Source organism: Methanoregula sp. (assembly GCF_028712425.1).
In the GTDB taxonomy this organism is placed as follows: domain Archaea; phylum Halobacteriota; class Methanomicrobia; order Methanomicrobiales; family Methanospirillaceae; genus Methanoregula.
In genome coordinates this window covers 47,468-55,120 of the sequence record NZ_JAQTQD010000018.1, presented here as the reverse complement: position 1 = coordinate 55,120, position 7,653 = coordinate 47,468, and the positions used below count along the sequence as shown (strand labels likewise).

The 7,653-nt window shown below is 57.5% G+C and carries 7 protein-coding genes and 1 pseudogene; 5 read left to right on the top strand and 3 right to left on the bottom strand.

The annotated features are described in order from the left end of the window. A pseudogene (locus tag PHF39_RS10290) lies at positions 1–627 on the top strand (anti-sigma factor antagonist); the annotation flags it as partial. A gap of 16 nt (positions 628–643) precedes the next feature. Here PHF39_RS10290 and PHF39_RS10285 read toward each other — a convergent pair. Continuing rightward, on the bottom strand, positions 644–1,069 hold the full coding sequence (locus PHF39_RS10285) for an ATP-binding protein (RefSeq protein ID WP_300223642.1): 426 nt from the start codon (positions 1,067–1,069) through the stop codon (positions 644–646). A 2-nt stretch (positions 1,070–1,071) separates the two neighbouring features. Beyond that, positions 1,072–2,451: a SpoIIE family protein phosphatase gene (locus PHF39_RS10280; RefSeq protein WP_300223640.1), complete on the bottom strand. Its 1,380-nt coding sequence runs from the start codon at positions 2,449–2,451 to the stop codon at positions 1,072–1,074. 124 nt (positions 2,452–2,575) lie between these two features. On the opposite strand from PHF39_RS10280, the gene PHF39_RS10275 reads away from it, so the two are divergent. Genes PHF39_RS10275 through PHF39_RS10265 form a run of 3 tightly spaced genes read left to right on the top strand, consistent with a single transcriptional unit; the run spans position 2,576 to position 5,485 of the window. After that, a complete protein-coding gene (locus PHF39_RS10275) occupies positions 2,576–2,908 on the top strand; it encodes an STAS domain-containing protein (RefSeq protein ID WP_300223638.1) in 333 nt (110 codons plus the stop codon). Then, positions 2,895–4,643 carry an MBL fold metallo-hydrolase gene (locus tag PHF39_RS10270; protein ID WP_300223635.1) on the top strand — a complete coding sequence of 583 codons (1,749 nt, stop codon included), beginning with the start codon at positions 2,895–2,897 and terminating at the stop codon, positions 4,641–4,643. Before PHF39_RS10275 ends, PHF39_RS10270 begins: the two co-directional genes overlap by 14 nt. Positions 4,644–4,690: 47 nt before the next feature. Further along, positions 4,691–5,485 (top strand): ATP-binding cassette domain-containing protein, encoded by a 795-nt coding sequence (locus PHF39_RS10265; RefSeq protein WP_300223633.1) that lies wholly within the window; start codon positions 4,691–4,693, stop codon positions 5,483–5,485. Between the two features lie 25 nt (positions 5,486–5,510). On the opposite strand, the gene PHF39_RS10260 is transcribed toward PHF39_RS10265, so the two are convergent. After that, on the bottom strand, positions 5,511–6,470 hold the full coding sequence (locus PHF39_RS10260) for an aldolase (protein ID WP_300223631.1): 960 nt from the start codon (positions 6,468–6,470) through the stop codon (positions 5,511–5,513). Between the two features lie 131 nt (positions 6,471–6,601). On the opposite strand from PHF39_RS10260, the gene nudC reads away from it, so the two are divergent. After that, on the top strand, positions 6,602–7,483 hold the full coding sequence (gene nudC / locus PHF39_RS10255) for an NAD(+) diphosphatase (protein WP_300223629.1): 882 nt from the start codon (positions 6,602–6,604) through the stop codon (positions 7,481–7,483). Positions 7,484–7,653: the final 170 nt, after the last annotated feature.

Sequence of the window (7,653 nt, the reverse complement as noted above, 5' to 3'; positions counted from 1 at the left end):
GACATTCCGGTCTATACCGGGTACAACATCACGCTGGACGGCCCGTTCAACGAATACCTCACCCTTGACGCTGCTGATCCCAGGGGCGTCTCCATTGCCGACATCTACCGTGTCATCTTCTCATCGGCAAAAGAGCGGGTGAAGACCTACCGGGGCGTTGTTGCCGTGACCATGTGGGGTGTCCTCTCGGGATTCGCCAGTTCCGGGCTGAAGAAGGCACCGGTTGCCGGGTCGCTCCCGAAAGGTGAGTCGATCCTCTCTCCTTCGCGGGCCCATGAATGGATGGCATCGGACGCCGGGACCTCGTACCAGGGCGACACGCTTGTCAGTTTCGGTGTGGGGATCGATCTCACCGCCGATCTCTCGTCGTTCAGCCCGGAGGCGCTTGACGCACTCTATTATGCAAATCCCTTAAACAAGGGTGCAGGAAAAGAGATGTACCTCCACAACCATGGCGTTGTCTTCCGGAATATCCCCTATGACGCGACCCTTGACCTGAACACGCAGGTAAAAAAGATTGTAACCGATGGCGAGTTCGTGGACATGCGCCACCTTCTCGATACGACCCGGCTCCGGAAGGCGAAGATCGGGATCGCCTATATCCAGGACATTGCCCGGGAGCCCTGAAAGCGCAGGAAGCGGCTTATCCCGATCTCTTTTTCTTCAGGATGAGGACGTTTTTGTTGTCTTCATACCGGTATTGTATATCGTCCATGACCTGGCGGGTCAGGAAAATTCCAAGACCGCCGATCTTCCGGTCGTCGATGCCTAAAGAGATATCCGGTTCAGGAAGGGAGAGCGGGTCAAAGGGTTCAGCGCTGTCCTCGACCCGGATCTCCATGGCTGACTCATCTTCATGGTAGGACAGGGATACAAGGATCTCCCCCCCTGCTTCCCCGTACCCGTGCATGATGACGTTGGTCACTACTTCCTCGACGGCAAGCTGCGTGTCGAGGATGTCCTCATCAGGAAACTGGTGGCCCTGCATGACCGATTCGATCAGGTCCGAGACCCGGGGTATCTCATTGATATCGGACCTGATTGACAGTACAGCCGGCCGTTCACTCATGGTTATACCGTCCTGATAATCATCAGCGTGATGTCGTCTGACTGGGGGTAGTCCCCGCAGAACGCTTTGACCTCATCAAGGATCTTTGCCATCATCGCTTTTGAATCCATCCCCTGCGACCGGGCAATAACATCGCGCAGGCGGGCTTCCCCGAACATCTCCTGCCGTTCATTCTCGGCTTCGGTGATGCCATCGGTGTACATGACAAGCACATCGCCCTTCTCAAGGGTCTTTTTTCCCGCTGAGTATTCCGCTTCCTTCAGGGCCCCCATTGCCATGCCGGTTGCTTCGAGCTCTTCAAACGAGCCGTTGGCATGGTACAGGAGCGGGGGATTGTGGCCGGCATTCACGTAGGTCAGGATCCGGTTCTCTGCATTGAGCGTTGCGTAAAAGAGGGTGACGAACATGCCGGATTTGGAGTCCGCAGAGATGATCGCGTTCGCCGTGCGGATGGCCTCGGCCGGCCGATCCGGGTACCACGAGCCATTGACCCGGACAACGATCCGTGACAGGGCCATGAAGAGCGCGGCCGGGATCCCTTTTCCCGACACATCGGCAATCATCAGTCCGAGCCGGTGCTGCGAGATCGGGATCACCTCCAGCGGGATGACATCGAAAAAGTCCCCGCCCACTTCCTTTGCCATTACGTTCCGCCCCGCAATGTCGAACCCTTCGAGAGGGATCATCGTTTCGGGAAGGAAACTCTGCTGGATCTCGGCGGCGATCGAGAGCTCGGTGTCCTTTCTCTGGATCTCCTTGATCAGGGTGTCGCGCTCTCTTTGCATCCGCCGCTCATTCTGGAGGTTCCCGATGATGAAGGCAAAGACAAACATCCCTGCTGCATTGGCCGCGATCATGGGGATCGAGACCAGTTCCACGACAGACAAGGCCTGTTCAAAGGGGCTGCAGATGGCAAGCGTCATGAGCATGTGGAGCGCTTCCATGGCAACTGCAAAGATGACGGCGATCGTGATCCCGGCAAACTTCCGCTTCCGGGCAAGCCAGATGAGGCCGCCAAAGAGGCCGGCAAGGACGGTGGCAAGGGAGCAGGAATAGACGGTAAATCCCCCGACTGACAGGCGGTGGATTGCCCCGATCAGGCCGGCACCGAGCCCTACCACGGGGCCTCCCAGCAGGCCGGCGAGCATCGGGCCGAGATCGCGGACATTGATGAATGCCCCGTTCACTTCGAATCCTGCCACCGTGCCATAGACCGAGAGCGCCCCAAAGAAGATGATGAGGATTGCCTGCACTTTGACAGAAGGCCTGCCCTCAAGAACCTCGGGAAAGAACCGGCTCCTGGTAAGCAGGTAGGCGGCAACGATGATGACGCACATCAGCTGGAGAAGGACGATGAGAGATGAGAGGATGGTTGTTGCCATGAATTATCATTACCCATGTGCCCCGTTTCTTCATAAGCCTGCTTGCACAATGCAAAGGAGATAGGATTATCATTTTCCAGCGCCGACATAACAAAAGAATTCAGGATACTTTTGGGGAACAAATATGGAAATAAAAACTACCAGTAAGGACAATGCAACCACCCTTTCCCTTAATGGCAGGATTGACACTGCCACTGCACCGGAACTGGAACAGGCAATCAACAAGGTTATCGATGGCGGACAGCGGAAGGTCCTGCTGGACTTTGCCGGTGTCACCTATATCAGCAGCGGCGGCCTCCGCGTGCTCCTTGCCACGGCAAAGAAACTGAAAAACCCCGGGGACAAATTCGGGATCTGCGCCCTCTCTCCCGAGGTCCTGAAGATCCTCAAGCTTGCAGGATTCACCTCGATCTTTTCTATCTACCCATCTGAGGGAGAGGCCCTTGCCGGCTGGTAACGACCAGCTGGTTTCTCTTGAATGGCAGCCCCTGCCCGGAGCGGGCGGGGCAACAATTTTTCCGCTTATCCGGAAGATCGACACCGTATCGTCCAACTCATACATCATCCAGACGCCGGATGCCATCATCCTGATCGATCCTGGCGGCCTTGCCGCACAGGCAGAACAGCTCATGCAGGTGGTGACGGAGTGCCGGGCCGCAAAGGAGCGCCCGTTTTTCATCCTTCTGACGCATGCACATATCGACCATTTTATCGCGATCCAGAACACGCCGGCACTCGCGGTTGCCGGGGCAGCGGTGCTCATGGTGCAGGAGGAAGGCGCCGCCTGCCTCGAACGCGGTGATGCTGCGATGACGCAGGCCGCGATGTTCAATACAACAATAGCCCCGATAAAGGCAGGGTTCCATCTCGTCACCAGCGACCGCAGGGAACATCCCGGGGAGCCCGTTGAGCTCTGCTTCTCAAATGGCGCACTTGCTACGGTGACAGCGTTCCCTGCAGGTGCAACATCCCTGAGCCTCAACCGGGAGACCATCGTGTTCGGGCCTGCCAGTCCACCGCTTGAGGTCTTCCATACCCCCGGCCACAGCAGGGACAGCATCTGCATCCGCATGGGCGGATTGCTCTTCATCGGTGACCTCTTCTTCGCGGCCAACCCGGGGATAGCCGGCCTGGTCGGGTGGTCGCAGGAGGACCTCGTCCGCTCGCTTGACGGGATTGGCGTCCTGCTGGACAAGGGGGAGATCTCAGTGCTCTGCCCGGGCCACGGGCGCCTTATCCCCGTTGCCGATGCTAAAAAGATGCTCCCGCTCGTAAAGCGGGACGCCGCCACCCTTGCCGATATTGCCGAATTCAACCCGGACCGCGCTGCAGAGATTGCTACGTATGCCGAAGACATCATGGAGCAGGTGAACCAGCTCTTCACGGTCATGGCCGGGCGGCTCTATTATGTCTCGTATGTGCTTGATGAACTTGAGGAGTCGGGGACAGCAGAGGAACTCGGCACCCTCATCAAGGGTGATGACATTGATGAGCTCCTTGATGCGTTCAGGACATTCTCCGACGAACACCATAAGAAAAAAGGCGTCTCGGTCCACCTGGCACTCAAGGCCGGGCAGGTGGTCGGCAAGCTGCAGCGGACGTTCAAAACGGACGAACTGGCGCATATCATCGACCCGGGCATTGTCCGCCGCACGGAACGGCTCCTTTCGGACTATATCACCATCTTCCGCGGATTCACGCCTCCGCGCGAGGTCTCCGTAGTGGACCTCTCGTCACTCATCGAAGCCCTTATCGAAGGCCTGACAATTCCGCCCATCTCCTGCAATGCGGTGTTCTCCTCCACAGATGATGAAAAGGCATTTGCCCGTGTCCTGCTCGCAAGCATCGGGACCCGACCCCTTCTTGAGGACATGGACGTGGTGATTGGCAACGCGCCGGATGCGCTGTTTGTTACCATTGACCGTGAAAATTTTGCCGATATCCTGACCTATATTCTCGAAGACCTCGTGGGAAAAGGATCCCCTGCCATCCGGATAGCGGTATGCGGCAGCGGGGGCGACGCGACAGTCAGCATCTCCGGCACCACCCCGTCATCTTCACCGGAGTGCGAGTCACGGAAAACAGACCGGTTCCTCACCGGGCTCTGTGAACGGGCCGGTGCCTCACTCGCGGTAAGTCATGGGGAGGACACGCGGAACACCTACATGATCCAGGTAAACAGGATTGTATAATCCGGAAGATCGGATCACGGGAAAAAACCAAGGGAACCTGCCTGAACATGAACGCACACGATCCCCCCTTCCTGGAGTTTGAGAACGTCACGGTCTTCCACGGGGAGAAGATGGTCCTTGATTCCCTCTCGCTCGCTATCCGGCGGGGCGAGAGCGTGGCAATCCTCGGGCCCAACGGTGCGGGTAAATCCACGTTAATAAAAACAATCATGCGGGAGTTTTACCCGGTGCTTGACCGCGGGCCGGTCATCTTCCGGGTCTGCGGGAAGGATACGTGGGACGTGTTCTCGTTGCGTTCGGCATTCGGGGTGGTCTCCAATGATCTCCAGTATGCCTTCACGCGGGAGATCACCGGAAGGGAGGTCATCCTCTCTGGTTTCTTCTCCAGTATCGGGTTATTCAACCGCGACGTAACACCAGAAATGGAGCAGAAAGCAGACGAGATCAGCGCATTTCTCGAAGTGGACCATCTCTCCCTTCGGCCGATGACAGAACTTTCATCAGGAGAGGCGCGCCGGTTCCTGATCGGGAGGGCAATGGTCCATGACCCGGATGTCCTGGTCCTGGACGAGCCAACAAACAGCCTCGACCTCCATGCGCTTCATGCGTTCCGCAAGACATTGCGGAAGATCGCTTCTGCCGGAACCGCGATTATTCTTGTCACCCACAACCTGCAGGACATCATACCGGAGATCGACCGGGTCATCCTGATGAAGAACGGGACATTCGTGGGTGACGGCCAAAAAGAAGATTTGCTGGCCGATGGCCCGATCAGCCGGCTCTTTGATGTCCCGGTCACTATCCGGAAGGATGACGGGTATTATTATGCGACCGGGTACTGAAGTACCGGCCGGCTGCCCACTGTAATCAGGGTGAATCGTCCTGCGGGATCGCCGCAAGAGACCGGATCAGCCGCTGGGTCTCCGCCGGCGTCCCGGTGGTATTCACCTCGTAGACTGTGGTCCGGTTGAGAAGGTCCCGCAGGTACTGTGTCCGGATTGCCATCTTGTAGGGGGAAGAGTCGAGATGGTGGGGGTTGAAGAAGCGGTGTTCCGTGAACAGGTCAAGGGCAGTATCCGGGTTGAGGGACTGCACGGCATTCCGGTCGGACGGGTCGCGCTTGAGAATGATCACGGTCCTCAGCGTTGTCATGGGGAGGAGACGTCCTTTGCCAATCACCCAGCGGATGTCGGCAACCGCACGCCCGTCCCGGTCGTATTCATCTGCCCGGACGAGCCCGCCGTACTCTTTCCAGACCGTCTCCAGATCCTGCCGGATATAGAAGTTCTTCTCGGAACCGTAGGAGAGGATCTCGGGGCCGAAGACCCGGGAGAAGAACCAGTCGTCCGACACAATGCGTGTGCCGGGATCCTTCAGCAGGCCATAGGTCTGTGTTGTCTTGCCGGCCCCGGAGGTTCCCGTGAGACAGAGACCGCTTCCGCGGATATCAACAAGCGCCCCATGCATCGAGAAGATGGCATGTTGTTCTTCGAGAATATCCCCTGCCAGGCTGAGGGCAAGCGACTTCACCCACCCGTAATATCCGACATTGAAGAGGAACACGGTCCGGGTCTTGGAATCATAGAAGACCGAATCGGGGGGAGATTCCGGGTCGCGGAAAACGAACATCCTCCCGTGCGACCGGATATTCTGGGACATGGAGTAAAAGTTCTCCTGCCACGTGTCTTTCAGTACGGGATCGTCGGAAAGGAGCTTGATGCAGCAGCCATAGATCTCGGACTTGATCTCGTACCGTACCGAGGGCATGAACCGGGCAGCCAGCCGGTCTTTCTCTTCGGGGGTAATGAGGGTTACCTGGTAGGCCAAAACAATCCTGCCTCCGTGGATCGCGATGATTAACTATCCGCGGATCGCGGTTAATAACCTCTCGGTGGATCAAGGGAGACCGGGGCGATTGTTTTTGTGGTTCCGGGGCAAACCTTCCAAAAGGTCTGGCGATGGCAACAGAATACGTCCACCAATCATTCCCCCATAAGGCAGTCTTCTCATCGGCATTTCTCGAACCGCTCTACCCGGAGCCGGCAGAGCCGCCAAAGGACGCAGAATGGGTAATTGTCCGGGAACAGGGTGTTTACCTGCAATCCGGCGACCCTCCCGCCCTCCTGTTCAGCCGCGACAGAATAGATGCGGTCCGGGAAATCGTGCGCAGCCAGTACTTAGGACACCGGAACGGCGTGGCCTGTTATGCGATGGAGGTGAGGGAGGATCCGGCAGTCCCCGGCTCTGCGTTTTACCCGGATATCCGCGCTCTCCATCTAATCCTTTCCGACAACGAACTCGCTCTCGCCGCCCTTGCCGTGCGTATCATCGCGTTCGACCGGACAACCCGGTTCTGCGGGCAGTGCGGCAGCGAGACGCGGCAGTCAAAGGAAGAGCGCGCAAAAGTCTGCGATTCCTGCGGCCAGGTGACGTACCCCCGCATGTCGCCTGCAATCATCGTCGTGATCCGCAAGGATGACCAGATTCTTCTTGCCCGGTCTCCCCGGTTTCCTCCCGGATTCCACAGCGTTCTCGCCGGCTTTGTCGCACCGGGCGAGAACCTTGAGGAGGCGGTACGAAGAGAAGTCAAAGAGGAGGTTGGCATTGAAATTACGAACATCCGCTACCTGGGCAGCGAGCCCTGGCCGTTCCCGGACTCCCTGATGATCGGGTTTGTTGTGGACTATGCCGGCGGGGAGATCGCGATCGACAACAACGAGATCGTCTCAGCAGGCTGGTTTGACAGGGAAAGCCTGCCTGACATCCCCAAAAGGATAAGCATTGCCCGGGCACTCATCGACTGGTGGCTTGCAGAAGGGCATGAGGAATCGGGGCGGTAAAAAATCTATAGCAAAACTGTTCCGGAAAAGGAATCGGGCCCCGCCCCACAGGCACCCGCCCATGCGCCTGCATTTTTGCACGGATTTTTGATTTTCGTGACATTCACAGGGCCCAATCGACCAGAAATGCTATAATAGAGTATATTATAGTATTAATCAGGCATCCTGGA